At 56.2% G+C, this 25,634-nt stretch carries 25 protein-coding genes; 5 read left to right on the top strand and 20 right to left on the bottom strand.

Features of this window, described 5'->3' with window-relative positions:
* Nucleotides 1–21 precede the first annotated feature (21 nt).
* The 9 genes from ACQKLP_RS21000 to ACQKLP_RS20960 form a co-directional block, all read right to left on the bottom strand.
* On the bottom strand, nt 22–1,302 hold the full coding sequence (locus ACQKLP_RS21000) for an NAD(P)/FAD-dependent oxidoreductase (RefSeq protein WP_427324918.1): 1,281 nt from the start codon (nt 1,300–1,302) through the stop codon (nt 22–24).
* A 92-nt stretch (nt 1,303–1,394) separates the two neighbouring features.
* On the bottom strand, nt 1,395–2,639 hold the full coding sequence (locus ACQKLP_RS20995) for an RNA polymerase sigma factor (protein WP_427324917.1): 1,245 nt from the start codon (nt 2,637–2,639) through the stop codon (nt 1,395–1,397).
* Between the two features lie 19 nt (nt 2,640–2,658).
* Nucleotides 2,659–3,000: a YciI family protein gene (locus tag ACQKLP_RS20990; protein ID WP_427324916.1), complete on the bottom strand. Its 342-nt coding sequence runs from the start codon at nt 2,998–3,000 to the stop codon at nt 2,659–2,661.
* Between the two features lie 31 nt (nt 3,001–3,031).
* Complete coding sequence (locus ACQKLP_RS20985) at nt 3,032–3,490, bottom strand: carboxymuconolactone decarboxylase family protein (protein ID WP_427324915.1); 459 nt, start codon at nt 3,488–3,490, stop codon at nt 3,032–3,034.
* An 82-nt stretch (nt 3,491–3,572) separates the two neighbouring features.
* Entirely contained in the window at nt 3,573–4,580 is a 1,008-nt protein-coding gene (locus tag ACQKLP_RS20980; protein WP_427324914.1) for a bestrophin family protein, read from the bottom strand.
* Nucleotides 4,581–4,583: 3 nt separating this feature from the next.
* Entirely contained in the window at nt 4,584–4,754 is a 171-nt protein-coding gene (locus ACQKLP_RS20975; protein WP_427324913.1) for a hypothetical protein, read from the bottom strand.
* Nucleotides 4,755–4,917: 163 nt separating this feature from the next.
* Entirely contained in the window at nt 4,918–5,385 is a 468-nt protein-coding gene (locus tag ACQKLP_RS20970) for a DUF4268 domain-containing protein (RefSeq protein ID WP_427324912.1), read from the bottom strand.
* Nucleotides 5,386–5,430: 45 nt separating this feature from the next.
* Complete coding sequence (locus tag ACQKLP_RS20965; RefSeq protein WP_427324911.1) at nt 5,431–7,551, bottom strand: cation:proton antiporter; 2,121 nt, start codon at nt 7,549–7,551, stop codon at nt 5,431–5,433.
* Between the two features lie 3 nt (nt 7,552–7,554).
* Entirely contained in the window at nt 7,555–8,127 is a 573-nt protein-coding gene (locus ACQKLP_RS20960) for a hypothetical protein (protein ID WP_427324909.1), read from the bottom strand.
* A 192-nt stretch (nt 8,128–8,319) separates the two neighbouring features.
* On the opposite strand from ACQKLP_RS20960, the gene ACQKLP_RS20955 reads away from it, so the two are divergent.
* Nucleotides 8,320–9,789, top strand: coding sequence for an ATP-dependent DNA helicase (locus tag ACQKLP_RS20955; protein ID WP_427324907.1), 1,470 nt, complete (start codon nt 8,320–8,322; stop codon nt 9,787–9,789).
* A 4-nt stretch (nt 9,790–9,793) separates the two neighbouring features.
* Here the strand turns inward: ACQKLP_RS20955 and ACQKLP_RS20950 are convergent, their stop codons facing one another.
* A complete protein-coding gene (locus ACQKLP_RS20950) occupies nt 9,794–10,630 on the bottom strand; it encodes a glycoside hydrolase family 16 protein (RefSeq protein ID WP_427324905.1) in 837 nt (278 codons plus the stop codon).
* A gap of 153 nt (nt 10,631–10,783) precedes the next feature.
* Between ACQKLP_RS20950 and ACQKLP_RS20945 the strand changes: the two genes are divergently transcribed.
* Entirely contained in the window at nt 10,784–13,006 is a 2,223-nt protein-coding gene (locus ACQKLP_RS20945; RefSeq protein WP_427324904.1) for an alpha-L-fucosidase, read from the top strand.
* Nucleotides 13,007–13,059: 53 nt separating this feature from the next.
* On the opposite strand, the gene ACQKLP_RS20940 is transcribed toward ACQKLP_RS20945, so the two are convergent.
* From ACQKLP_RS20940 to ACQKLP_RS20895, 10 genes are all read right to left on the bottom strand, one after another.
* The gene (locus ACQKLP_RS20940; RefSeq protein WP_427324903.1) at nt 13,060–13,749 is read right to left on the bottom strand and encodes a hypothetical protein; all 690 of its coding nucleotides are present in this window, start codon (nt 13,747–13,749) and stop codon (nt 13,060–13,062) included.
* Nucleotides 13,750–13,760: 11 nt separating this feature from the next.
* Nucleotides 13,761–14,189: a DUF2846 domain-containing protein gene (locus ACQKLP_RS20935; protein ID WP_427324902.1), complete on the bottom strand. Its 429-nt coding sequence runs from the start codon at nt 14,187–14,189 to the stop codon at nt 13,761–13,763.
* 24 nt (nt 14,190–14,213) lie between these two features.
* Nucleotides 14,214–15,035 carry a hypothetical protein gene (locus ACQKLP_RS20930; RefSeq protein ID WP_427324901.1) on the bottom strand — a complete coding sequence of 274 codons (822 nt, stop codon included), beginning with the start codon at nt 15,033–15,035 and terminating at the stop codon, nt 14,214–14,216.
* 80 nt (nt 15,036–15,115) lie between these two features.
* Nucleotides 15,116–15,853, bottom strand: a complete 738-nt coding sequence (locus ACQKLP_RS20925) for an SDR family oxidoreductase (protein WP_427324900.1) — start codon at nt 15,851–15,853, stop codon at nt 15,116–15,118.
* Nucleotides 15,854–15,859: 6 nt separating this feature from the next.
* The gene (locus ACQKLP_RS20920; RefSeq protein ID WP_427324899.1) at nt 15,860–16,033 is read right to left on the bottom strand and encodes a hypothetical protein; all 174 of its coding nucleotides are present in this window, start codon (nt 16,031–16,033) and stop codon (nt 15,860–15,862) included.
* 8 nt (nt 16,034–16,041) lie between these two features.
* The gene (locus ACQKLP_RS20915; protein ID WP_427324898.1) at nt 16,042–17,694 is read right to left on the bottom strand and encodes a sodium:solute symporter family protein; all 1,653 of its coding nucleotides are present in this window, start codon (nt 17,692–17,694) and stop codon (nt 16,042–16,044) included.
* Between the two features lie 45 nt (nt 17,695–17,739).
* Nucleotides 17,740–18,906 (bottom strand): mandelate racemase/muconate lactonizing enzyme family protein, encoded by a 1,167-nt coding sequence (locus ACQKLP_RS20910; protein WP_427324897.1) that lies wholly within the window; start codon nt 18,904–18,906, stop codon nt 17,740–17,742.
* A gap of 10 nt (nt 18,907–18,916) precedes the next feature.
* Complete coding sequence (locus ACQKLP_RS20905) at nt 18,917–19,303, bottom strand: hypothetical protein (RefSeq protein WP_427324895.1); 387 nt, start codon at nt 19,301–19,303, stop codon at nt 18,917–18,919.
* Nucleotides 19,288–22,116, bottom strand: a complete 2,829-nt coding sequence (locus ACQKLP_RS20900) for a glycoside hydrolase family 2 TIM barrel-domain containing protein (protein ID WP_427324893.1) — start codon at nt 22,114–22,116, stop codon at nt 19,288–19,290. Before ACQKLP_RS20900 ends, ACQKLP_RS20905 begins: the two co-directional genes overlap by 16 nt.
* 1 nt (nt 22,117) lies before the next feature.
* Nucleotides 22,118–22,843, bottom strand: coding sequence for an RraA family protein (locus ACQKLP_RS20895; protein ID WP_427324891.1), 726 nt, complete (start codon nt 22,841–22,843; stop codon nt 22,118–22,120).
* A 263-nt stretch (nt 22,844–23,106) separates the two neighbouring features.
* On the opposite strand from ACQKLP_RS20895, the gene ACQKLP_RS20890 reads away from it, so the two are divergent.
* The 3 genes from ACQKLP_RS20890 to ACQKLP_RS20880 all read left to right on the top strand — a co-directional run bounded on the left by ACQKLP_RS20890 (nt 23,107) and on the right by ACQKLP_RS20880 (nt 25,599).
* Nucleotides 23,107–23,994, top strand: coding sequence for an AraC family transcriptional regulator (locus tag ACQKLP_RS20890; RefSeq protein ID WP_427324889.1), 888 nt, complete (start codon nt 23,107–23,109; stop codon nt 23,992–23,994).
* A gap of 123 nt (nt 23,995–24,117) precedes the next feature.
* Complete coding sequence (locus ACQKLP_RS20885) at nt 24,118–24,456, top strand: hypothetical protein (protein ID WP_427324887.1); 339 nt, start codon at nt 24,118–24,120, stop codon at nt 24,454–24,456.
* Between the two features lie 69 nt (nt 24,457–24,525).
* Nucleotides 24,526–25,599: a serine hydrolase domain-containing protein gene (locus ACQKLP_RS20880; RefSeq protein WP_427324886.1), complete on the top strand. Its 1,074-nt coding sequence runs from the start codon at nt 24,526–24,528 to the stop codon at nt 25,597–25,599.
* The last annotated feature ends 35 nt before the right edge of the window (nt 25,600–25,634 follow it).

Genomic DNA, 25,634 nt, shown 5'->3' with positions numbered 1-25,634 from the left:
GCAGGTTGTGGAACAGCCGCCTCAGCCCCGGTTTTCGCGGTTCCCCGGCCGGAAGATCAGCCGCAGGGCCTGGTCGCGGGTTGCATAGGCAACGGCCCAGTTATAAAGCGTTTTGATTTTGTTGTTGTAATTAACGAGCGATATGACGTGGATGAAAAGCCACCCCAGCAATCCGGCCAGTCCACCCAGATGCAGCTTGTGCCGGAAAAGGTCTGCCACGGCGAATTGCCGGCCGATGATCGCCATATCTCCCCGGTCGAAATACCGGAAAGGCTGCATGGGCTTCCCTTTCGCCAGGCGCAACAGGTTCTTCGCCAGTGTTTTCCCCTGCTGGATGGCGGGCTGCGCCACCTGCGGGTGCCCGGCGGGATACCGGTCGTCCGTAAACTGGATACTGATATCGCCGATGGCGAAAATATCGGCATATCCTTTCACTTTATTGAACGCGTCGGTGATCATTCTTTTTCCCCTTCCGATACTTTCCGGGGCGATGCCGTTGAAGGAATTGGCGACCACACCCGCGGCCCAGATCAGGGTACCCGCTTCGATGGCGGTGCCGTCAGACAGTTCAACGCTGCCGTTGCGGAAATCTCTCACCTGCGTGTTCAGCTTCACATGCACGCCCAGTTTGTTCAACGCTTTGAACGCCGCCACGTGGGTTTTGGCGCTCATGGGCGCCAGCAGGGCCGGCGCGCCATCTATCACATGGATATTTACCGGCGCTTTGGCCAGGGTAGGATAATCGTTGCCGAGGATGTATTTCTTCGTTTCCGCGAGCATGCCGGCCACTTCCACGCCGGTGGGGCCGCCGCCGGCGATCACGACCGTCAGCATGCGCCGGCGCTCTTCAGGATCGGTTTCCAGCGAGGCTTTTTCGAGGTTCTTCAGCAGTTCGTTGCGCAGGAAGAGCGCATCATCGATCCCCTTCAGCGAAAACGAATGCCGGCGGATGTTTTCGTTGCCGAAGAAATTCGTTTTCGATCCGGCGGCGAATACCAGGATGTCGTAAGTCAGCTCGGAACCATCGCCGAGGTGGAGCTTTTTCCCAGCGGTGTCTACATCGTTTACCGCAGCCATCCGGAACGCGACGTTCTTTTGGCGGAACAACCGGCGGAAAGGATAACTGATGCTCGAAGGCTCCAGGAAGCTGGTGGCCACCTGGTAAAGCAACGGCGTAAAATAATTGTAGTTGTTCCTGTCTACCACCGTGATATCGTAAAACGGGTTCCTGTAGAGGCGCTTCACGAAATTCAGTCCGGCGAACCCGCCGCCGATGACGACTATATGCAATTTATTTTTCATGGTCTTCTGTTTTTGCCGGAGCAAAGCATGGGCATCCCGGCCTATGGCGGCCGGTTGCGGTGTGTACGAAAAATCGTAGTTGGAAAGGGAGGTCAGTGGCCCGGGAGCGCCTTCAGCTCCGCGATGTATTTTTCCATCGCGGCGATGCCCGCGGGCGTGTGCGCCAGTTGCAGCGCCGATCCGTAATGCTGCAGCGCCTTTGCGTCGTTGATGCCGGTATACAGATTGCCGAGCAGCGCGTAGTAGAAATGATTGTCTGTCAGCGCCAGTTTCTCCGCTTCCCGGATCGCTGCAGGTTTCCCTTTTACCTGCGCAATGGCGTACGTCCGGTTGAGCGCGGCCATGGGTGAGTATTGCAGGATGAGCAGCTGGTTATAGAGATCGAGGATATTCTCCCATTTTTCCCGGTCGTCTGCCTTATGCGTATGCCACCAGGCGATGGCGGCTTCCAGGTGATACGTACTGAGATTGGGGACGGTAGCGGCCTGGTAGAGATAATATTCCCCTTTTTCGATCAGCTCGCGGTTCCAGCGGCTTTCATCCTGTTCCTGGTAAAGTACCATTTCGCCGCGCTCGCTCACGCGCGCGTCGAACCGCGATGCGTGGAAGCACATGAGCGCCATGAGGGCGTTCACGGCCGGGAGGTTGGTCTGCGGCGATTCCAGCAACAGGTAGCAAAGCCGCATGGCTTCCACACAGAGGTCGCGGCGCAATACCAAATCGTGCGACGAAGAAAAATATCCTTCCGAAAACAGCAGGTAAATCGTTTTCAGCACCACGTCTATCCGGTCGTTGATTTCTGAAACGGTGGGCTGGCGGATGGCGAGCCCGGCTTCTTTCAGTTTCTCCTTCCCCCGGCTCAGGCGTTTGTAAATGACGGCGGGCGTGGTGAGATAGGCGTCGGCGATCTCCTGCGCACCGAATCCGCAGAGCAGGCTCAGCGCGAGCGCCACCTGCGATTCCGGCGGAATGGAAGGGTGGCAGACAGTGAACATCATGGCGAGCTGACTGTCTGACACGTTCCTTTCCGATAAATCGATCTCCGGCATTTCCCCTTCGGGTGTTGCACGCTTGAGATCGGTGAGCAGCTGCCGCTGGAAGAGGTTATTCCGTTTGAGCCAGTTCAGCGTTTTATGCTTCGCGACGGTGTACAGCCATCCGGTGGGGTTTTCGGGCACGCCTTTGGCGCTCCACGATTCGGTGGCCGCGAGAAAAGTTTCGCTCACGATATCTTCCGCTTCGTCTACATGGCCCGCGCCGAAAAGGGAACACAGTACCGAGATCATCTTCCGGTATTCCGTTCTGAACAAATGCGGTATTAATTCCCTTTCTTCCATCCTCCGAACATTAACGCCGTTATTGGACCGCCATGCGGATTTCCACGGTGCCGCCCAGCTCGAGGATCGGCGATCCTTCCGCGATTTGCACGGCTGCTTCATAATTCTCCGCGCGGATGACGATGAACCCGCCGATCGATTCCTTGATCTCGGCAAACGGGCCGTCGGTCACGCTTTTATCGTGCCTGACCACTTTGCCCGCAGGCTCCCAGGGCTGCAGCGGCCTGGCCAGCAGGTCGCGCGCCTTGAGATCGTCGAACCACGCCCGCCACCGGCCCAGGTGCGCCTGCAACTGTTCCGGCGACGGCTGTGTTTCCTTTGTCTTGTAATCTCTTCTGAATACCAACAGGAATTCGTTCATAATGCAAATTTTAAGGTTGTTCCTTCGTGGCTCAACCGAACTGTCCGGGTTGGTAGGTACCTACTGCCGCGGGGTTCGGGAAAGCGATGTTGAAACGGTTCCAGGTGTTGATGGAAGATACCACCAGCGTGAGGTCGATCAGCTCTTCGTCGGTGAAAAATACCTTCACGCGCTTGAATGTTTCGTCGGGCACGTTGCAGGCGGTCACCGCTTCGGCCCAGGCCAGCGCGGCCCTTTCACGATCGGAAAAGAACGGCGTTTCGCGCCAGGCGGCCAATGCGTACAAACGCTGCTCCGTTTCGCCATGTGCACGGGCGTCTTTGGAATGCATATCCAGGCAAAAAGCACAACCGTTGATCTGCGATACCCGGAATTCTACCAGGTGCTGCAATTTCGCTTCGATCGGCGATTTTTTCAGATAAGCGCCTATTCCGAAGAGAGTTTTGAGGGCGCCCTGCCCCTTTTCGATGAAATTAATCCTTTGTTCCATTATTATTCGATTTACTATACTAATGACAATCGAATCCCCTCAAATTGGACATTTTTCCCAACTTTTTTTATTCAACTGGTTATCAAATAATTATATCGTTTTGCGGTACGATCGGCGGCGGCAGTTCCTTTTCTCCCAGCATTTCCCGCAGGTCGATTTCGATGGCGCGGCAGATCTGGGAAATGGGCACGTCGTTGGAGTTCCCTTCGAAAGGGTTTTCCGTGCTTTCGCCGACCTGCACCAGCGAGGTATAAATCCAGGAGATCATGACGCTGAACGGAATGAGCAGCCAGACCATGTGCCCGTGCAGGAGCCCCGGCGCAGCGCGGTTCAGGCTGTCGAATTCCCGGAGCAGGCCGAACGGCAGCAGCGCACAGAATATCCTTACGAATATAGTATTGACGATGGAATACTGGCGGGGATAGGGCGTGTCTTTCAGCGATTCGCTCTGTGCCGTTTGCGCGAAAAACAGGTTGATCGTGCGTTGCAGCTCGATGAACTGCGCCAGCTGGACGGTCCCCTCCCCGTAAGCCGCTTTCACCGCGGCGCTCTGCATGGCCAGCAGCTGCGTGGTTTTGTTCCGCACGCCGGCAATCTGTTGCAACTCCCCCTGCGAAAGGTACTTCGCCAGTTCGGCCTCCAGGCTGCTGTTGCGCTCGGGAATGGTGTAATATTGCTGGTATTCCGCATTGTGCTGCGCGTCCGCGGATTCCCAGACACGCTCGCCGCGCAACTGGTACCGCAAGGCCGTGAGCCAGGCGAAATGCCGGTATACCAACTCCCGCGCAACGGGCGAATCCCCGAAATAATCGCGGCACATAATGCCCCAGGTATTGCTCGTATTGCCGATGTTGGTCCAGATGTGCTGCGCGTCGCGCGTGCGGTTGTAGCTCTGCGAATTCTTGAAACCTACGATGAACGCCGTGGCCGTTCCGAAAAGCGACACCACCGTCCATGGAAGCACCAGCCACCGCAGCCCGAACGTTTCGTACAGGATAACGGGCACGGCGCCGACCCCGGTGAGGATATACAGATCGCGGCGGGTCCAGTACAGGAAATCGGTGAGGCGGTATGATTTGCCGATGTGCATACGTCAGGGTGCCTGGGGTTGAGGGTCTTCTTCCGGGCTTTCATCTGTCCTGATCTGATCGTCGAGGAACTCGGAGCCTTGCCAGGTGTCGTGCTCACGGACGGGCGCGGGGATCGATACGTCTGGCGGATCGTCGGGGCGGATCCCTTTTCCGGATTGCGGATGTTGTGACATGTTGCAGCGTTTTTGGTGATGAATAATGTCGGGGATGGATAGGCAACCCCTGTGCCATCACCCCAACTATCTCACAATCAAACACTTACCAAACTATTCATCTTTCGCGGCTGACGATATTTCGCCAACCCGCAATGATTCCGCGATATTTAGCGAAGCTTTCCTACGATCCGCTCAAATCCTCGAACGGATACTTCCGTTCGCTCCAGAACGCGTCCAGCGCCAGGAGCCTCGGCTTGAAAAACGAGATCAGCGCCGGCCAGTCGCCCTGCCGGAACACGCTCACCCCGGGCAATTCCTTATAGATCCTGCTGATGGTTTTCCCATAATCATCGCGAGTGTGCAGCTCCCAGGTCCAGGTTTCGCCGAGATGGCTTTCGAGCGCGGATTTGAATTCCCGGAACTGCTCGAAGAAAAGTTCCTGTACGCCCGCGTCCGGGTGGGCCACCTCTATGGCGATGGCGGCGCTGCGGTGGCCGGCCTGCATCCGGAAATAGATATGTTTCACGCCCGTTTTGTAATTGGTCCAGTTCACGCGGTTGCCTTCGGCAGATAGGTGCGGCGCGATATACTGGCCGAAAGCGGTCCAGAAAGCTTCTCTGATGCGGGAGGTTTCTTCTTTTGAATACAAATCCGGTAATATTTTGGCGGATGCAAGTTAGGATTTTGCACGCTATCATTTAAAAACCCGGCCAATGACGTTCCCGATCTCCATGAAATCCCGGTGGTTGCTGACCGACCGCTTCTCCACCATTCCTTCATCATCGGCAAAGGGAAAGATGAGCAGATAGGTGCGGTCTTTGAGCCGGCTATTCAGAAAATCGGGCAGCCGCCGCATTTCGCGGGTGTACGACGGCGAGCCCTGGCGCGCCATAAGCACCACGAAAGCTTCGTCTTCCTTCACCCCCGACGCGATCCCTTCCGCCTCACGCCAATGTTGCAGTTCACGCATTTCCGCTTCCAGGCTGGCTTTCGACAGGATGCGCTCCAGTACTTTCCGGGTGTCGGCGCTCACATAAAACACCATCTTCGCCCCTGAATTCCGGCCGATGTTCCAGACGCGCAGCAAAGCATGGAAGAAACCCGGCTCCATTTCCGCACGCGCCGGAATGAGCACGGTGTAGCGTTTGATGGTGGATACGGGCTGAACGGCGTGATAGATCAGCACGTTCACATGATCGTTCTGCAGGTAGCCATTGTGCAGGTTATAGACGAACGAAGGCGAAAATCCCTTTTCGTCCTGCAGCACGAACACGACGTCGGTAATTTTCTGTTCCTTGATGACGTTGCCGATGCCAGACACCACATCCGCATCGTACCGCGTCAGGGGAACGAGCTCTACATCGGCCGCGGCGGCGGTTTCTACCGCTTCGTGCAGGATTTTTTCCGAGTTCCTGATGGCGGATTCGTTCTTATCGTCGTCGATGACGCTGATCGCGAAAAGCGGGTTGCCGGCCGATTTCCCGCGGACGAGCAATCCCAGGTTCACGAGCTTTTCCACCGTTTCGCCGTGGTTCACGGCCAGCAGGATGTGGTCTTGCTCCCGGCTGTTCCCCGACACCGTGTTTTCATTATCGGCTTCCGCGATGCGCCGCGCGCTCGACAGGGAAACGAACGACGAAATGGTACAAGACACCAGGATCAGCAAAATACTGCCGTTGAGCACGTGCTCGTTCAGCAGGCGGACAGGCTCTCCGGCAGCGGTTTCCGATAGGATGATGTTGTACCCCACCATTACGGAAGCCAGTGTGGCCGCGGCGGAAGCGGTGCTCATACCGAAGATGAGAATGCCTTCGTCCCTGGTGAGCCGCAGCGTTTTTCGGGTGGCCACGGCGGCGAGGTATTTCCCGCCGATGGACGCGATCATCATTACTGCCGCCACGCCCAATGTCTCCCATCCCTTGAAAAACACTTTAAAATCGATCAGCATGCCCACGCTGATGAGGAAAAAGGGAATGAAGATCGCGTTGCCCACGAACTCCACGCGGTTCATCAGCGTGGAAGTGCGCGGAATGAGCTGGTTGAGCGCCAGCCCCGCGAAAAACGCGCCGATGATGGATTCCACGCCCGCCACTTCGGCCAGCAGCGCGGCCAGGTAGATCATCACCAGTACGAAAATATATTGCGATATCTTGTCGTCCACCCGCTTGAAAAACCACCGCGCAATGATGGGAAAAACGAGCAGCACCACCAGCACGAAAACGACCATGGAGATCGACAATTGTGCCCAGAACCCCGCGCCCACGTCGCCCTGCGTCATGCCCACTACCACCGCCAGCACGAGCAAAGACAGCACATCCGTGACCATCGTTCCGCCCAGCGTGATGTTCACGGCAATGTTCTTCGTGATGCCCATTTTGCTGATGTAGGGATATACGATAAGGGTTTGCGAGGAAAAAAGACTGGAGAAAAGCACAGTGGTCAGCATGTTGAACCCGAGGATGTAATATCCCCCGATGATGCCCAGGCCGAAAGGTATGATGAACGTAAAGGCGGAGAACAGGAGGCTTTTCCATTTGTTTTTCTTGAAATCGCCCATATCGATTTCGAGGCCGGCGAGGAACATGATGTACAACAGCCCGGTGGTGCCCGTCACCACGACGCTGCTGTCGCGCGAGAGGAGATGGAAACCGTTGGGGCCCACGAGCGCCCCGGCGATGATGAGCCCCAGCAGGTGCGGCACTTTGATCTTGTTCAGCAACAGCGGCGCGCCGAGGATGATGATCAGCTCCAGCAGGAATTTCAGCAGTGGATCGTCGATTGGCAGCGTCAGGTGCCCGATATTCAGCAGGACCATACATTATTTATTTGAAGCCCGGACCAATTCTACGGTGAACCTCGCGGTACAGCCGTTTTCCATTTTCAGCAGCTGGCTACCCTTCATGGTACCCGTTCCGCTACGGCTCAGTTCCACATCCATTTCCACCCGCCGCGCCGCGCTGGAATCCGACCGGAATTGCAGGCGCACGGCCGAACTGTCGAACGTACCGGCATACACGCGCACCAGGGCGTTGCGGTCGAACACCTTGGTGAACAGTCCGGCGGAATCGGCCGAAAACTCCCAGGCGCCGGCGCGCTGATCGCCCACCACGTATTCGCTGCACGACGATTCCTTGCAGACCGTCTTACTGTTCCACCGCCCCAGCACATCTTCCGGCCATGCCCTTTCGGCGATGGCGCCCAGGGTATCTTTCACGGCGAGCAAACTATCCCGCCAGCGGAGGAGCGCGCGGTAATCGGCTTCTTTCAAGGCAAACTGTTTCTCCTTTTCCGCCAGCGCCGCCTCGCGCGATGCGAGCTGCCGTTCCCGTTCGGCATCCTTGCAGGCGGCTATGGCCAGCAGGCAGAAAATCATGGTTACAAATGGCTTCATCGATAAAAATATTTGAGGGATGAATGGGCACGGAACGCAATGGCATGGCCGTTCACCGTTAAAATCCCCTGTTCTCCCGTTCGATTCAATCAACAAAAAATATCCGAAATTGTTCCGGCGAAGCGGCAGCGGCGATTCCCCGAACTATTCCGTACCTTCGCGCATTCCAGGTCAGGAAATGTAAACTTCGGGATGGTCCAGCTTCTCCAACAATACCACGATAACCGCGACGCACAGGAAGCCATCAGGCTGATCGCCTATACCCGCCAGTCGGTTTTCCTAACCGGCAAGGCCGGAACGGGTAAGTCTACCCTGCTGCGCAACCTCATCGCCCACATCCCGAAAAAATACATCGTGCTCGCTTCCACCGGCGTGGCGGCGCTCAACGTCGGCGGACAAACCATTCATTCCTTCTTCCTCGTTGAACCGCGGCCCTATCTGCCGCAAGACAAAGGCGCGGCCGATCTGAACGAAGAAAAAACGGAGCTCCTCAAGCAGGTAGACCTCATCATCATCGACGAAATTTCCATGGTGCGGTGCGACCTCATGCATGCCATAGACCTCACTTTGCGCAAAAACCTCCGTTCCGCGCTGCCCTTCGGCGGCAAGCAGCTCCTCGTTATCGGCGACCTGCTGCAATTGCCGCCAGTGATCGACAATAAACGTGCCGGCGAAGTGGAGATCATTTCCGGGAACTATTCCACCCCTTATTTTTTCAGCGCGAAAGCTTTCAAAGAAGGCTTCCGGATGCAGATCATCGAACTGAAACGCGTGTACCGCCAACCCGATCCCGCGTTCGTGCAGGTGCTCAACGCCGTGCGCGACAATACCGTGCAGCCTTCCCACCTCGCCACGCTCAATACCCGCCATGATCCCGACTACGAGCCGTCCGGCGCGGAGCTGGAGCTGATCCTCTGCACCACCAACGCCATCGCCGACGCGGTAAACGAACAGCGGCTCAAAGCGCTGGAAGGTGAGATCAACTCCTACAAAGCTTTGCTGACGGGTGATTTCGAGCAGGAAGCGCGCAGCGGCGGCAACCGGCTGCCCGCGGAATTGCAGCTGCAACTGAAAACGGGCGCACAGGTCATGTTCATCAAGAACGACAAGGAAAGGCGCTGGGTGAACGGTACGCTCGGGAAAATTACCGCCCTCGAAGAAGAATATGTGGAAGTGCAGCTGGACGAGGGCGAAGTGGTACACCGCGTCGATAAATCGGAGTGGGAACACATCGAGTACAAATGGAACCGCCAGAAAGAAGAGATCGAAAAGATCGTGACGGGCACGTTCCGGCAGCTGCCGCTGAAACTCGCCTGGGCCGTAACCATCCATAAAAGCCAGGGACAAACGTTCCAGAAAGTGATCATCGACCTGGGGAACGGCGCTTTCGCGACGGGGCAAACGTATGTGGCGCTCAGCCGCTGCACGAGCCTGGAAGGCATCCGGCTGAAAAAGAAAGTGACCCTGCGCGACGTCCGCTACGATCCCCGCATCGAATTTTACCTGCAACACATGATGGGCGGGAACATGGAAGCGGAAAAACAGCGTGCCATCGCGGAAGGCATCCAGGCCCGCATCGCGGAGATCGGCGCCGGAAACGCCAAAAACGAAACCGAGCGCGCCGCCCTGGAAGCGGAGCGCGCCCTGCTCGAAACTTCCTGATCCTTTACTGGTATACCTTCACCCAATCCACGATCATATTCACCGGAAGCGTTTCCGGCTTCACTTTTCCTACCCAGTTACCTCCCAGCTGCTGGTCGATGAGGATGTAGAACGACTGGTCGAACGGCCACTGCGAAGCATCCACGCCCTGTACGCGCGGATAGGTGAACGTTTCCCTGCCGTTGAGGATGTACACGATTTTATCGGGATACCATTTCAGGCCGAACACATTGAACTCATCTTTATTGAAAACCGCGGTGCCGCCGTGTTTGGGGTTATCCGCCTGTTTCAGTTCGAGCGTGTACCAGGAATGGACCGTCTGGTAAATGATGGAGTCGTAGTTGAGGTGCTCCATGATATCGATCTCCCCGTTTTTCGGGTATTTGCCGTATTTATCCTTTTCGGCGAGCATCCACATGGCGGGCCAGGCGCCCTGGGCGCTTTCGAGCTTTGCGCGGATCTCGATCTTTCCGTACTGGAACGCGAATTTCCCTTTCGTCCAGATACCGCCGGTGAGGAAAGGGCGCTCGTCGGCCGAGGTGTCCGGGTTCACGATGCCTTTGAGATAAAGCAGCCCGTCCTTCAGCTCGTAGCATTTATCGTCTCGCGTCATATGCCTGTTCCAGTCCGATTTCCCGGGCGGGATGCGCGTCCACTTCGCCGTGTCGATCGTTTGGCCCTTGAAATCATCTTTCCAGACGAGTTTCCAGTTTTCGTTCTCCCGGCCGGGGCGCTGTTCGTACATATAACCGTCTACCAGTTGATACGCCGGTGTTTTGCAGGCGGCCAGTGCGCCGAGGAATGAGAGGAAAGCTGCCGGTTTGGCGAAAGATCGGATCATACTTTTCATATCAAACAATAAGTAAAAAGATAAAATTATCATCATCCGTCAAGCGGAATGCCGCTAAATTAACCAAAACAGGATGCAAATTGACAAAATACCCCAACTTCGGGCTGAGCCACTATCTTTACGGGTATCCTTTATTTGTTTGGTATGAAAAAAACGATATTGCTTTTATCCGCCTGCTGGATGATGCAGGCACACGCCCAGCAATCGCCCATCCCGTTCCGCAACACCATTGCGGTAGATGCGGGCGACAGTCCGGCCGACATTATCCGCAAAGCCGCGCACGTGGTGCCTACGGCCAATCAGTACGCTGCGCTCCGGAATGAGTTCATTGCCTTCATTCACATGGGGCCGAATACTTTTACACGAATGGAATGGGGGAACGGGAAAGAAGACCCCGCCATCTTCGACCTGAAAACCTTAAATACCGACCAATGGTGCGCGGCGATGAAAGCGGCGGGCATGAAAATGGTCATCATCACGGTGAAACACCACGATGGGTTCGTGCTCTGGCAGAGCCGGTATACGAAGCACGGGATCATGTCTACCGGGTTCCGCAACGGCAAGGGCGATGTGCTCCGCGACCTGTCCGCCTCCCTGAAAAAATACGGGCTGAAGCTCGGGATTTACCTTTCCCCCGCCGACCTTTACCAGATCGAAAACGCGGAAGGCCTGTACGGGAACCTCAGCAAATACACGAAGCGCACCATCCCGAGGGCCGTTCCCGGAAGGCCGTTCGCCAATAAAACGAAGTTCGAGTTCGAAGTGGACGATTACAACGAATATTTCCTCAACCAGCTGTTCGAGCTGCTGACGGAATACGGGCCGGTGCATGAAGTATGGTTCGACGGTGCGCATCCCAAAACAAAAGGGGGCCAGCAATACAACTATGCCGCTTGGAAACAGCTGATCCACACCCTGGCGCCGAAAGCGGTGATTTTCGGGAAGGAAGACATCCGCTGGTGCGGTAACGAATCGGGCAGGACGCGCGCGGAAGAATGGAACGTGATCCCTTACCCGGAAAACCCCAATACCGCCAGCCATTTCCCCGATATGGAAGCCGACTCCCTGGGCCAGCGCTCCAAATTGCTGTCCGCCAAATTCCTCCATTACCAACAGGCAGAAACCAATACCTCCATCCGCGAAGGCTGGTTTTACCGCGACGATACCCGGCAGAAAGTGCGCAGCACCGACGATGTTTTCGACATCTACGAACGCTCCGTGGGCGGCAACTCCACTTTCCTGCTGAACATTCCGCCCAACCGAGAAGGGAGATTCTCGCCCGCAGATTCCATTGTGCTCTATGAAACCGGCCGCCGCATCCGTGAAACCTACGGCAGCAGCCTGTTCAAAGGCGCGAAAGGCCCGCAGGCCGTGCTGGACAACAATCCCGCCACCGCATTACAACTGAAAAGCGAATCCGGCGCCATCGAGATCACGGCGCCGAAACCCGTCACCATCAACCGTATCGTGCTGCAGGAAGCCATCCAAACCAGCAGCGAAAGAGTGGAAAAACACGCGGTGGACGCGTGGATCGGCGGAGAATGGAAAGAGATCGCGCATTCGGCCAACATCGGGTACAAACGCATCCTGCGTTTCCCCGACGTGACGGCGAGCCGCTTCCGCGTCCGGATCATCGAATCGCGGCTGGCACCCGCCATCAGCACGGTTTCCGCCCATTACTACCGGAGCCGGCCACCGCAACTGGCCATCAGCCAGTCGGCAGAAGGCATGGTCACCATCGCGCCCGTGCAACCGGAATTCAACTGGAAGCCACACGGCGAAAACGCCACGCAAAACCTCAGCGCCAATTTCGAGATCCGGTATACGACAGACGGGTCCACGCCTAACGCGCAATCCCGGAAATATGAAGGCCCGTTCCGCATGACGGCCGGCGAAGTGAAAGCCATTTCCGTTCAGCATAAGGAAACCAGCGGCGTGGCGCGCCAAACCATCGGCCTCGCCAAAAACGCCTGGAAGCTCGTCAATGCCAGCAGCGAACGCAACAGGCGCCCCGCCACAGCGGCTTTCGACGCCAATCCGAAAACCTTCTGGCAATCCGCCGACGGCGGTGCGCACAGCATCACCATCGACCTGGGCGCACCGCACGATCTGAAAGGATTTGCCTATACGCCGCAAACCGCCAATGCGGAAGGCATGATGGCGAAGGGTAAATTGCTTGTCAGCGCCGACGGACAAACCTGGCAACCCGCCGAAACGTTCGAATTCGGGAACCTTATCAACGATCCTACAACCCGCTACCACTATTTCAAGAATAGCGTCAAGGCGCGGTTCGTGAAGATCGAAGCCACGGAAACGGCCGCCGGCAGCGCATCGGTAGCGATCGCGGAGATCGGTTTCTTTGAATAGGGAAAGATGTAAAAAAGAAAAAGGCGGGATGTGATTCCCGCCTTTTTTATTGGTTATTTCCGCTGGTAGTTCGTGTATTCGTTGACCGTTATCATCTCCAATGGTTTTCCGAGCACCTTGAGGTTGATCGATACTTCTTCCCGTAGCGGCACATATCTCTTCAGGTCGTCCATAAATTGATAAGTGACGCTGCTGCTCATGTGATCTCCCTTGAACATTTTTATTCTGAACGTTTCAGCGATTTCCGCCTCCGACTTTTTCAAACGGCCGGTGGTGGCGTTGAACGTGAGCGTAATGATGCAGGCTTTCATGAATTCGTTGTCAGGCACCAGCGACGCGGGATCGTAATGATAACTGACAACCAGTTCCCTGCCATCGTCCTTTACGATGTTGAAAGTGGCGGTATCGGGCCTGGGCGCGGGAATTTTTTCGCTGTGCTGCTTTTTGAACGTGTTGAGGTCGAGGCGCGAAGGGGCGCCGCCGTTCACGGATTTCAGCATCCACTGCGCGCCTTCCGGTGCGGAGGGATCGTGCCGGGCGATGTAGTTCTTCTCCGTTCCTTCCGTCACGATCGAAGTATGAAGGTCGAACGCATAGTGAAGGAAAGCATGCGCGGCCACGGAATCCGCTGCGGTGATGTCGATTTTGTATTTCCGGTAAGCCTCCAGCACGACTGCGCGTTGCGCGGTGGCTGCCAGCGTCAGGCAGAGGCCGAGGGAAACGAATATGGACTTTCTGATCATGCCGGCGGGTTTTACAGGATGCAATCGGTTTGCGGTTCACATTTCTTCATCACCGGCTTGATCGTGGTTTCGGACACCGTCATCACTTTCAGGTAGGCCTCGAAGCTGTAGCTTTTTTCCGGGAGGATTTTAACGTAGTAAACCTGTCCCGGTTCTACTTTGATGGTCACCGGGCGCTTGGGCGACTTCAGCTCTTTCGAATAAATTTTCACATTGACGACATGATCGCCGGCCGGCACTTCATGTACCGAATAGTGATTGTTTTTCAGGTCGCAAACACGGCTACTGTCGATAAAACAATGGAAATTCAGCGCCATCCCGTTGTAGCCGGTGTGGCGGACGAAATAGATCTTGCCGGTGTTGCCGCTATCCTGCGCTGCCGCACTGAAAACCGGGCAAAAAAACGCGATAGCCAGCAGAAGGGTTTTGAATATCTGCATATGAATCGTTAGGGGTGAAACAAGTTATTTGGTATACAGCGGCGAGCGTTTCAGCAGGTATTCCAGCGTGTTGGAATAAGCGTCCTGTGTGTTCCAGAAGGCTGTCCTGTCCTGGCTGTACACGGCCGTGCCTTTATCGTTATAGATGGCGAGGCTCAGTTTGGTCTGGAAGTTTTGGGTGGCCGTGCCGTAGGAATAGCTGTTGTATTTGCGGTCTTTACGATCGTCGTCATCGTTCCCCCTGGTTTTAACGGCTCCGGAGTTGGACTGGGTGGTGGTTTGTGTGGTTTTGTTCATGGTCACGAGCCCGTCTACCACATATTCCACGCCGAGCACGTTGCAGATATCCTCCATGGTAAAGCCTTTGATGGTTTCGCTGTTGATGCCGGCCTTGATGAGCAGGGCATTGGTGGTGCGGGGCGGGAGGATGGTATAAACACCGGAATGTTTGTTCATGAACGAATAGCATTCATTCTGGATCTGCTCACCATCTGCGGGCTGTCCGTCGCGGATGAAGCCGAAAGGCAGGATGGCTACTTTGTTATGATGGTCTTCGAGGCTGGATTTGTCGGTGGATGCGGGTGCCTGGGCGGGAGCGGCTTGCTGGGGTTTGTTGAATACCTGGATGCGGCCGCTGCCAAAGGTGATCTTCATGATCTCCGCCTTCTTGATGTTATAGGTGAGGGTTTCGCCGGCGTAGGAGAACTCTATATCGTTATCATTGATTTTCAAAACCTTACCTACCAGCTCGTCACCATCGAGCTTCAGGATGACATCGTTTTTGGATTGGGCGAAGGAAATAATGGAAACGAGTAGCAATGCGATGCCTGTCAGGAGTTTTTTCATGTGCTTTGAATGAAGGGTTATGATTAGATTATATGGTAGCAGCAAATTAAAAAAAAATCCGACATGAAAATGCAGGGGCCCTAACTATCCTGCATGAGCGCCGACCGGCCGCCGTCTACCAGGTAAGTGGTGCCGGAAGCGAAGGCAGCGAAGGGGCTGGCGAGAAAGGCGCACCAGGCGCCGATTTCTTCCGGATGGCCCAGTTGCTTCACAGGGTGGAGTTGCACGGTGCGGTTTCTCTCTGCCGCGGGGTCGGGGAACGAATCGAACCAATGCTGGTTCCCGGGCGTATCGATGAACCCCGGGGCGATGCCTACCGTACGGATGGCCGGCCCCCATTCGATGGCCAGGCTGCGGACAAGCCCCGTCAGCGCCGTTTTGGCCACGTTGTAGGGGAAGCAGCCGGGAATGGTGGAAAATGCGTGGTTGGATGCGATGACGATGATGACGCCATGCCCCTTCTTTTGCAGGTGCGGCCGGCACAGTTTCGCGATGCGCCAGTGCGCCGTAAGGTTCAGTTGCTGATTGCGTTCCCAATCGCTGTCGGTACATTCGGCCGCGCCTTTGAAAACATTGGCGCCGGCACAAGACACGAGGATATCGACCCCTCCGCGCCGGTGCGCCACCGCTTCCACGAAGCGCTCCAGGGCCGTGGCGTCCGTCACGTCCACTTCTACCACCCCTTCTCCCCCGTTCAGGTCGCAGCCTTCCACCACGGCGCCCGCACGGGCCAGCACCGCCGCGATCCCCGCCCCGATCCCCGAGGCGGCGCCCGTCACAATGGCCACTTTGCCGGCCAGGTCAATTTGCAGCGCCATACCGTTCTATTTTTGTTTGGGTGAAAATAAAGCCATCAATCCCCCGAACCCCACAAACAGCAATCCACACCAGAGATTGGTCCCCGCTTCGCCGCGGAAAAAACTGTAACCCGCTAACAGCAAGCCCGTCAGCAGAAAAAACAGTCCAATGATAAACCGAAGTTCCGTCAATCTTTCCATATCCTGAATTAAAAGAAAATGATGTTCAGCACTAATGTGAAAGCCAGCACCACGGCCCCCAGCCACATGGGGTTCTGGTACCAGCGTTTGGCGGTGTCCGGCGTTTTTTCGGTAAGGCTGTACACCAGTCCTTTCAAATCCTCATCCGGCCGCGCTTTCGTGAACATGCTCACCGCTACCGTCACCGCCCCGCAAACCAGGAACGCCATCCACGCGATGTTGAACGCTTGTCCCGTTCCGGAAAGATACGTATGCAACGGGGCGATCCATCCGCCTTTTCCTTCCGCTACCGACAAACCATGGACCACCGCGGCAGACAGCGTGCCCGCCACCAGCCCCCAGAAAGCCCCGTGACCGGTCGTTCTTTTCCAGAACATGCCGAGGAAGAACGTTGCGAAAAGCGGGGCGTTCACGAAGCTGAACACCAGTTGCAGCAGGTCCATAATGCTATTGTACCCCCGCGCCACGTATGCCGTGGCCACGGATGCCAGGATCCCCGCTACCGTCGTGAGCCTGCCCACGAGGAGGTAATGGCTTTCCGGCGCGTTGCGGCGGATGTGGGCCTGGTATATGTCGAACGTCCAGACGGTGTTGAAAGCCGTTACATTGCCGGCCATTCCGCTCATGAAAGACGCGATGAGCGCCGTAACGCCGACGCCCAGCATGCCGCTGGGATAGAGTTGCTTCAGCAATACGGGCAATGTCATATTATAATCCACATCGCCGGAAGGCGTTTGCGGCAATTCGAAACCGGAGAACTGCGATTGCAGGGCAAGGATGACCAGGCCGGGCAGGATGACGATCGCAGGCATCAGCACTTTCGGGATGGCGGCGATCACCGGCGTGCGGCGCGCATCGTTGAGGTTACGGCTGATCATGGCGCGCTGCACCACGAGGAAATCCGTGCACCAATATCCGAATGCCAGTACGAATCCGAGGCCAAACACCATGCTCACCGCATCCACGCCCATGGGGTTGGTAGCGGGAGAAGCCAGCCCTTTCCAGACGTGCAATTTGGCTTCGTCCACGTTTTTAACGATCCCTTCCCAGCCGCCGGCACGCTGCATGCCCACGAACACCAGCGGCGCAATGCCGAGCACGATGAGGAAAAACTGCAGCACCTCGTTGTAGACGGCGCTCGTCAGTCCTCCCATAAAAATATATACCAGCACGATGCCCGCCGCCAGCCAGATAGACACGTCGAAATCCCATCCCAGCATCACCTGCATGAGCATGGCCAATGCGTACAGCGATACGCCCGATGAAAAAACCGTCATCCCTGCAAACGTTACCGCATTCAGCGTGCGCGTTTTTTCGTCGAAGCGGAGCTTCAGGTATTCGGGCACGCTCCTGGCGCGGCTCCCGTAATAAAACGGCATCATGTACACACCGAGGAAAATCATGGCCAGCACGGCGCCCAGCCAGTAAAAATGGACCGTGTACAATCCATATTTGGCGCCATTGGCCGCCATGCCCAGCACTTCCTGCGCGCCGAGGTTGGCGGAAATAAAAGCCAGGCTGGTGATCCACAACGGAATGCTGCGGTTGCTCATGAGGAAATCGTTCCCGGTTTTCACCCGTTTCTTCAACATCAACCCGATGCCGACCACAAAAACGAAATAGAGGAGAATGATCCCGTAATCGATCAGTTCTAATTGCATAACGATGGAATAACGATTGCATGCGGAACGGCGGCGTTTCGCGAATTATACATAGAAACCCGGTCTGGGCTGGAGAATGCCGGGATGCTTCTCCATTTCCGCTTCTACGAGGTCCACCCCCAGCCCCGGCCGCTCGCTGAGGCGCAGATGCCCGTTGCTGACCATGCCAGCGATAGGATGGGTAATGACTTCGTCGCGCCAGGGCACGTCGGTGAACATGAATTCCTGCCGGAAGAAATTGGGCACCGATGCGCAAACGTGTGCAGATGCGAGGGTCGACAGCGGACCGTTGGGATTATGCGGCGCCAGCAAAACGTTGTAGGCTTCCATCATGGTGGCCATGCGCTTCATTTCCGAAGGGCCGCCGCAGCGGGTGATGTCGGGCATGAGGATGTCGCACACGTGTTTTTCCAGCAGCGGCCGGATGCCGTACCGGGTATAATGGCGCTCTCCCACGCAAATGGAAACGTTTGAAGGGATGCGTTCGCGCATGGCCCGGAGCGTATCGGCGCTTTCCGGGCCGGCGGGCTCTTCGTACCAGGTGATATTCAGCGCAGATAACCGTTGCGCCATTTTCACCGCCACGCTGTAATTGAGCATGGCATGCGTTTCGATCATGATATCGAACTCAGGGCCCACTGCTTCGCGGACGGCTTTGCTGACCTCGAAGGCCAGGTCTTGCTGCGCGGGCGTCAGTGTGAGGTTAGACGAGAGATCTTCGCCGTACAGGTAGTTGGTATGGGCGAACGGGTCGAACTTCAGGCCGGTGAAGCCCGCGTCTTTCACTTTGCGCGCCTGCGCGGCATAATCTTCCGCGTTATGGCCGCCGCCGGTAAACCAGTAATTGGCGTACAGGAGAATATCTTTCCGGTAGGCGCCGCCGAGCAGCTCGTAGCAGGGAACGCCGAGGGCTTTGCCTTTCAGGTCGAGCAGGGCCATGTCGATGCCGCTGATGGCGCAAAGACTGGCGCCGTAGGGGCCCATCCAGTTGAGATCGCGGTAGAGTTTGGTCCAGATGAAATCCGTTTTCTTGGGGTCGAGGCCGATGATGCGCTCGCCCACATGTTTGGCGGCATGGTAAACGATGGGGCTCCCGGGCCAGTTGGTAGCCTCTCCCACGCCGGTGTGGCCCGTATCGGTATAAATCTTCAGCAGCGTCCAGTTATACTTCACACCTTCCACCAGCCATACTTTCACATCGGTTATTTTCATGTTTTCCTTTTTATTCGATAATGAATCTGATGATGCCCTTCATTTGTTTCGAAGGATTGGGCACGCCCTGGAAGTTTCCCCAGGCGAGGCTCCAATAGTCCCATTTGTCGGATATGACGAGCCATTGCTTCCCGTCGGCTTCCACGTCCATCCGCGCGGCCTGCGAACCGTCAGACAGTACGCGGATGCGGCCGGGACCGTTCCGGCGCGACGCTTTTTGTCCGCTTAATCGAATTTCCCAGGTGCCGGCGAGGCTCGTTGAAACCTGCTTCACACCTGAAACCGCCGCCGGAACGGGCGCCAATTGTTGTCTGCCGCCGGCCATGGATTGTTGCGCGCTGGCTGTGAAAGGCAGCAGCAGCAATAATATCCGGCCTATGCCTAATGGTTGGTCCATGGTAGTAGGATGATTGTCTTTCCTTTGATCGGTTGCTTCCTGATATTGATCCTGCCGTCGGAATGCGGCGTGTTGTAAAAACCTTCAGAGCCGTTGTTGCTATAATCCGCGATGAGCCAGTGGACAGCGGCGTCTTGCAGCCAGGTGCGGGAATGCTGGGTACCGTTGGAAGTAACGGTGAGCGAGTCGCCGTTTCCGTTGGCCAGCGCCACACGGGTGATGTTCCGCTTGGTAGACCTGAAATCGTTGGACCCCAGTTCATTGGCATCGTCTTTCCAACTGCCGGCGGGAATTTCGCCGTGCGGCTCCACTTCGCCGATGGTCCGGGCGTTCAGCCTGGCCTCGCCTTTGTTCCGCGCAATATCGTCGGCCGGGTACACGGAGAATTCACCGTTCCTTTCCCAGCTCATCCTGTCGAAATGGCGGGGCAATTGCAGGAGGAGGCCGTATTGATAGGGATTGTCCCCACCGTTGTATTTCAAGTCGTATTCGGTGATCAATTCCCCTTTCGTGGTGAAAATATAAGACTGACGGCCTTCCGCGTTTTTAAATTGCAGCTGCGCATCGAAACGGACGCCTTCGCTGGTCGTCGTCACATCGATCTTCCGGGCAAAAATCGTGTAGAGCGGGTAATATTTGAGCGGGTAGATATTGTTTTGATAGGTTTCCCCGGCCACGTTGGGCTTGCCGCCGTCGTCGCCGTTCAAAGGTATCACCGACACCACCGGCCCCTGCGTCATCAGCGTATCGTTGTCTCTGCGCAGGCATTCGATGAGGCCTTTCGTTTTGCTGATCGTCCAGCTGTAAGGGCCTTGCCGGATGGTGTAACCGCCCGGCACTTCTACCCATTTCACATCCATCGTACGGCTGTGAACGGGAACCGCAACCGGCGGCGCGAAGCGTTCTTCCACGCACACGAACCCGCGCGGATCGGTGACCTTCACATCTACCGCACCATCGCGTTTCTTCACTTTCAGGACCGCCGTTTTACCGGGGGCGGCGTCCAGGTTAACGGGCACACCGTTCGCTTCGATCCTCACCTCCTTCAGCGAAGTGAAATCATACCGGTTTGTGAATTGCAGCGTAAGTTGTTGGCCGTCGTCGCGCAATTGCGTGATGCGTACCGGCTCGTAGGCTTTCTTCATGCCGATGTATTCCGGTTTCGGCCTGCGCCATCCGTCGATCGGCCCCCATGGCCCGTATCCCACGATCTTGCCATCGGGCAAATGGAAAATATCGTCGATCCCGCTCCAGATCGCACCGCCCAAACTGCCTTGATAATGGTAGATCGAATCGTAAAAAGTAACCAGGGGCGCGCTCCAGGCCGCCCTTACGCCGGGGTCCGTCACCAGTTCGCGGCGGTTGTAGCAAGACAGGTGCGCATATTCCCCGAAAAGTACCGGCCGGTCGGATTTCGCCGCCGCGTCGGGCCCGTTTACGCCCGGGTAATGGTAATTGGCGATATCCGCCTTGCTGCCCAGGTTGTTGAAGCCGCCCCAGCATTGGTCATGGAAAGTAGCGGGGCGCGAAGGGTCGTTTTTCTTCACGAAAGCCAATACCTCCGCCCAAAGCGGGCTCCAGTTGGATTCGTTTCCCAAAGACCACATGATCACGGAAGGGTGATTTTTCCCCGCAGCGATGTTATCCGCATTCGCGCGGACCATATACGGCAAAAATTTCCCGTCGGTATAGCTCCATAATTTCCAGATAGGCGCGGCGTGATGGTTGATCCACGTCAGGGCGGATTCGCTTTCCACGAAAAGCCCCAGTTCATCGGCCGCATCGAGGAATTCTTCAGATGGCGGGTAGTGCGACGTGCGGATATAGTTACAATTGGCCGCGCGGAAAAGTTCCGCATCCTGCCGGTCGAGCGCGGGGCTTAGGCTGCGGCCCTGGAGCGGGTGTACATCGTGGCGGTTGACGCCGCGCAGTTTCACCGGGCGCCCGTTCACCAGCACTTCGTTCCCGCGGATTTCCACCTGCCGGAAACCGATTTTCCGGGACGTGCTTTCTACCACATGTCCGTTTAGGAGCAATTCCGTCTGCAGTTCGTACAGGTTGGGATGCTCGGGATCCCAGTGCTTCGGGGCTTTCACGGCCAGTTCGTGCGCTTGTTGGGATGTAGTGCGGGCCGGAATATCGTTGCGCCTGGCCGAATGCCGGAGCACCGCTTTGCCGGATGCGTCTTTCAAAGTGAAACGGATCTCCGCGCCGGTAATTTTATCCGATTCGTTCGCGATGCCCGTAGTGATGCGGAGCATGGCGTTTTTATAATTTTTATCGAATTGCGTAACCACCGTCAGGTCGGATAGATTGGTCTCCGGAACGGCGAACAGTGTCACTTTCCGTAAAATCCCCGCCACGGTATGCGCCGCGTATTGCGAAGTGCAGGCCAGGTAATCGGAGATCGTCAGCGCCTGTACTTCCACCGTCAACACATCGTTCCCGAACCGGAGGGCGTGGGTGATATCCAGTTCGAACGGAACGAAACCGCCTTCGTGTTCCCCCACTTTCATCCCGTTCACCAAAACGCTGGCATGGCTGCTCACGGCGTCGAACCGGAGCTTCACCCGCTGGCCTTTCCAGGTCTGCGGAAGTTCTAATTTTCTGGAATAGACGGCCGTTTCGCCTTCGTGAATGTTGAAGCCCTGCATCAGCAGTTCTCCCGGCACTTTCACGGGGTATTTCCCGTTCAGTTCCCACTGCCCGTTGAGGGAAACCACATCAACCGGGCGCGGCGACAGGCGCGGGAGTTGCGCCATGGCACTGCTGCATAAAAAGGTAAAGAGGATGATAAATACACTTTTGCTCATGTTACATTATTCCGTATTTCGCGAAAGCCTGCCCGGCGCTCATGCCTTCCAGGATTTTTTGTTGTACCATTTTTTCGCCCCGTGCTTTTTCGATAGCGAGGGAAAACACTTCGCGTTCCGCTTCCCGGGGAACGATGCAGACGCCGTCGATATCACCCAGCACAATGTCTCCCGGAAGCACGCGCACGCCCCTGATCTCGAGGGGCACGCGGAAATCGATCACCTTGCCGCGGGGCGCCTGGTCCTGCGCATAGCGGCCATAGGAAAAGGTAGGGAAATTCAGCTGTAGGATGCCCTTGGTGTCCCGGGAATACCCGTCTACCACCGCGCCCGCCGCGCCCAGCTGCATGGCGCGGGTGCTCATCAGCTCGCCCCATAATGCGTACGACGGTGAAGCGCCTGCGCAAATATAAACTTCGTTCTTCTTCAAATCGTCCAGCGCCTCCAGCATCAGCCCGAAAGGCTTTTTGAGCAGGGGGTTCTGGCCGGCAGACGGATCTTCCGAGAACACGTCCGCTTCCAACACCGTCATCGCCCGGCCTACCAGGAACATATCCGCCTGCAGCGGCTGGATCTGGGGCGGGAGAAACTGACGCTGCAGTCCCATTTTGTCCATAATATCGCCCACCACGGCGGTATATAATTCATTTCTTACGATCGAAAAAAGTTCATCGTCGTGCTTCCACAACGGGCTGGCCACGCTGCGGCCGTTTGTCTGTTCATTCATATGGTTTGATTCTTCATTGGCTGCCGCCCGGGCTCACCGCCCCGGTAAAACCGCTTTATGAAAAGAGTAACATCATGTGTAGTAGCGGTGCGCCGGGCCGGTGAGGCTTTCCTTACCCAAATTTTCCCGGGGCGACAATCTTATGCAATTTAATGGCTGGAGGTACCGAAGAGATTAACGATTTTAGCCAAAACATTAACTATTTTAGCAACTTTAGGCCATTTTATTTAGTAAATTTGTCAATAAAATTAATACGCACGAACATGAAAGCGAGGTTGATCGAAACCGGGCTGGATGCCAACCGGCAGTTCAGGGTGAAGCAGGTAGACGAGTACTTCCTCAATTCTCCCTTCCACTTTCACGACACCTGTGAGATCGTGCTGATCGAGGAAGGGTACGGGAAGCGGATCGTGGGCGATCATATCGACGATTTCGACCAGGGGGATATGGTGATGATGGGGCCGAACCTGCCGCATATCTGGCAAACGGACAATGCATTTTACCACAGGCGGAAAAACCTCCGCGTGAAAGCTACCGTGTTGTATTTCGCACCAGCCATGGTACTGGGGCTCGTGGCCGGTACCGATGCCGCGGCGGCCGTGGAAGCCCTGCTTGCCAAAGCCAGCAGGGGCCTGGCTATCAAACAGGACACGCACGCCCGGCTGCTGGAGCTGTTCGCGGAAATTCAAATTTCCGAAGGACTGAAACGGATTTCCCTCTTCCTGGAAGCCCTCCATTTATTGGCGCATACGGAAGATTACGACTGCCTCGCCAGCGACCATTACAAAAACGCCATGACCGTCAAAGACGCCGGCCGGTTCAACGATGTGTACCAGTTCCTCATCACCAATTTCCACCGGGAAATTCCGCTGGATGAAGTGGCTTCGGTAGCGAAAATGTCGCCCACGGCGTTTTGCCGCTATTTCAAAACACGGACGCAGAAATCGTTCGTGAGCTTCCTGCAGGAAATCAGGATTTCGCATGCCTGCAAGCTCCTTCGCCGCGACGATCTTTCCGTCATGGAAGTTGCCCTGGAAAGCGGGTACAACAACCTCGTCAACTTCAACAAATGTTTCCGCAATATCATCAGCCACAGTCCTTCAGAATACCGTAAACGCATGCGGGCGGAAGCTGCAGGCGAGCTCACCTGATGATCGCCATCCCGCCCTTTCAAAAAAAATCCCGCAATTACTTGGCAATGAAAAGCAAAATCAATTAACTTTGAAATACAAAGTACTTTTCAACTATTAATTAACTATAAAAAATGGCGGGTTATGACCTCGAATCACCGTTCCACGATTTCCTCCTTCTTTTCCGTTGCCCTGCTGAAGCGGATGCTCGCCGGCGCGGCCATCGGGCTCGTGCTCATGATCATCTTCCTTGCCGGCGTCCCTGATCCTGATCCGGCATGGGGCCGTTACTGGACCGTTCGCCCGCTCGTAGTGATCGCATTCGCCGGTGCGGCGGGCGGCGCATTTTTCCACCTGGTGAATCCTCTCCGTTTCTCCGGCGCCTGGAAGAAAATCGCGGCGTTTTTGCTTTGCCTGCTGGTTTTCGTTTTCTGCCTCTGGATCGGCACTGTGCTGGGGCTCGACGGCACGCTCTGGAATTAACGTTCTTTCCTTCCGCTTTTCCACTTTTTTAACCGTATTTTCATTCCGTCGATCCAAAAAATCCACGGAATGAAAATCCTCCCCATCCTCCTTGCCGCCATCATAACTTTGCCTGTTACCGCCCAGCTCCGCCAACAGCGCGCCACAGCCGACAGTCTATTCCAACATTACAACACCTCCGAAACCACCGGCATCAGCGTGCTCGTGATCCGCGACGGCAAAAAACTGTACGACCGCTCCTTCGGTTACGCCGACATCGCGCGGCACAAGAAAGCCACCGCCACCACCAATTACCGCATCGCTTCCGTCACCAAATCTTTCACCGCCATGGCGATCATGCTGCTGCGCGATGAAGGGAAACTTTCGCTGGACGATCCATTGATCCGGTTCTTCCCCCAATTGGCCGCATTCGGCCGCAACATCACCGTGCGCCAGATGCTCCTGCACACCTCCGGGCTCGTGAACTATGGCGACATTCTCCCCGCGCCGCCTGCCGCTCCGCTGAAAGACGCCGATGTGCTCCGCCTCCTCGAAACCCAGGACACCACCCGCTTTCCGCCCGGTTCGCGTTTCGAATACAGTAATACCGGGTACGTACTGCTGGGCCTCATCGTGGAAAAAATATCCGGGATGCCGTTTCCCGAATTCCTCCGCCAGCGCATCTTCCAGCCGCTAGGCATGAAAAACTCCACCGTCAACAGCCTCACCGTTCCCATCCCGGACCGGGCATACGGCTACAATCTCGAAAAGGGAACGCTCGTCCCCAAAGACCAGAGCATGTTCAGCTACCTCCTGGGCGACGGCGGCGTTTACAGCTCCACATCGGATTTCTACCGGTGGGACCAGGCGCTCTACACCCATCAACTCGTATCCGCCGCCACGCTCCGTGAAATTTTCACGCCCGGCTCTTCGCCTACGCCGACGCTGGGTTATGGCTACGGCTGGGAAATCGACCGTAAATACGGACTGGAAAGAGTGATGCACACCGGCGGGACATCCGGGTTCTCTTCGTATTACGTCCGCTACCCGGAGAAAAAATTCTCCATCATTTTGTTCGCCAACCAGAACGCAGGGCTCGCACTCGACCCCATCGCCCAATCCCTCGAAAAAATATTTCTATCCGAAGCCGCCCCTACACCCTGAGATGGCCATATTAATTTTTTCCTAACAGGAAATAT

This window comes from Chitinophaga sp. NPDC101104 (assembly GCF_050277495.1).
GTDB lineage: Bacteria > Bacteroidota > Bacteroidia > Chitinophagales > Chitinophagaceae > Chitinophaga.
Note: the sequence above shows the minus strand (reverse complement) of the source record. Positions and strands in the feature narration are given on the sequence as shown.